At 45.8% G+C, this 1,294-nt stretch carries 1 pseudogene; it reads right to left on the bottom strand.

Annotated features, from left to right (window positions below):
* Positions 1-107 precede the first annotated feature (107 nt).
* A pseudogene (locus R8N46_RS24815) lies at positions 108-1,294 on the bottom strand (diguanylate cyclase); the annotation flags it as partial.

The raw sequence follows: 1,294 nt of genomic DNA, 5'->3' as shown, positions 1-1,294 counted from the left end.
GAATTGTGCGCAATGGTTGAACGACAAGTACAAAAAAGGGCGATATTATCGCCCTTTTAGCTATTTGTCAGACGGCCTTTTAGCAAGCGCGCCACGAACTAATAACAAATCTTGTTCTTTCCGGTACTTTTCGCTTCATAGAGCTTCTCATCAGCCGCCTTGAACAGTTCATCAAAGCTTTCCGCTTTGCTTGCAGAGCTAAAGACCACACCACCCGACACGGTAAATCCATTCTTCGTAACTCGTCGTGATCGTTCATCAATCGCTTTTTTGACTCGTTCGAGAATGTGCTTCATCCCTTCAATATCTTCATCGTATATCGCGAGAATAAACTCTTCGCCACCAAAGCGAGATGCGACGTCACTGTGACGAATGTTGTCTCGGATGCACTTCGCGACCAGTTGAATCGCAGAGTCACCTACATCATGGCCGTAAGTATCATTGATAGTCTTAAAGTTATCGATATCGAGGTAAAACACCAATAGCGGTGTTTGGCTTTTGATCAGTTGTTCTAGGCGCTTGGTGAAACCAAATCGGTTATACAGTTTGGTTAAAGAGTCGATATGAGAATCTTCACTGGAGGCCGACGACAAGTGTTTTGGTGTGTCATCCGCATCTTGGATAAGAATAATTTGAGATTCACTGCCTAGAATTGCCGTCGAGTCCGCATGCAATTGGACTTTGCGCTCAAATCCGCAACGCGCGCTAGTCAGGCAAACAAACGGTTTGTCCGAAATAAGCGTGCTGAGTCGGTGACTGAAAACTTTTTTGGTGTTTTCGTCGATGAACAAGCGAGAGAGCTCTTCACCGAGCAGCTCGTGAGGGGAGTTAAGCCCAAGCAGACGAGCCGAAGCAGGGTTTGCTGAGATGATGGTGTCATCTTCAATCAGCAGCAGGCCATCGGGCAATAGTTGGGTCAGCTTGGCAAATTTGTTTTCGGCTTCTTCCAGAGAGCGGACAAGTATTTGCTTTTCGGAGGTGTCGACGGCGTGAAACACCACGAAACGTACCTCGTTACCTTCATACACTGGTGACAAACTAAAGTGAAGGCTGGTCTCTAAATCGGTTTCATCTAAGGTAATTTCAGCTTCGACATGCACGCCTTTGAATGCGCGTTGGTAGTAAGGTGCCAGCTTCTTATAAAACTGCTCACCTAGCACCTGGCAATCGTTTAACCCGATGATTTCTTCATGATTTAAGCCTGCAATATCGCAATAGCGGTCACTCACCATTCGACAATTGTGTTTTTTATCAAGAATGGCAAAAAAGAAAGGGCTATTTGAGGTTAGCGTGG

It is taken from the genome of Vibrio sp. 1874 (genome assembly GCF_033344395.1).
GTDB lineage: Bacteria > Pseudomonadota > Gammaproteobacteria > Enterobacterales > Vibrionaceae > Vibrio > Vibrio alginolyticus.
This window is presented reverse-complemented; position numbering and strand designations above follow the sequence as displayed.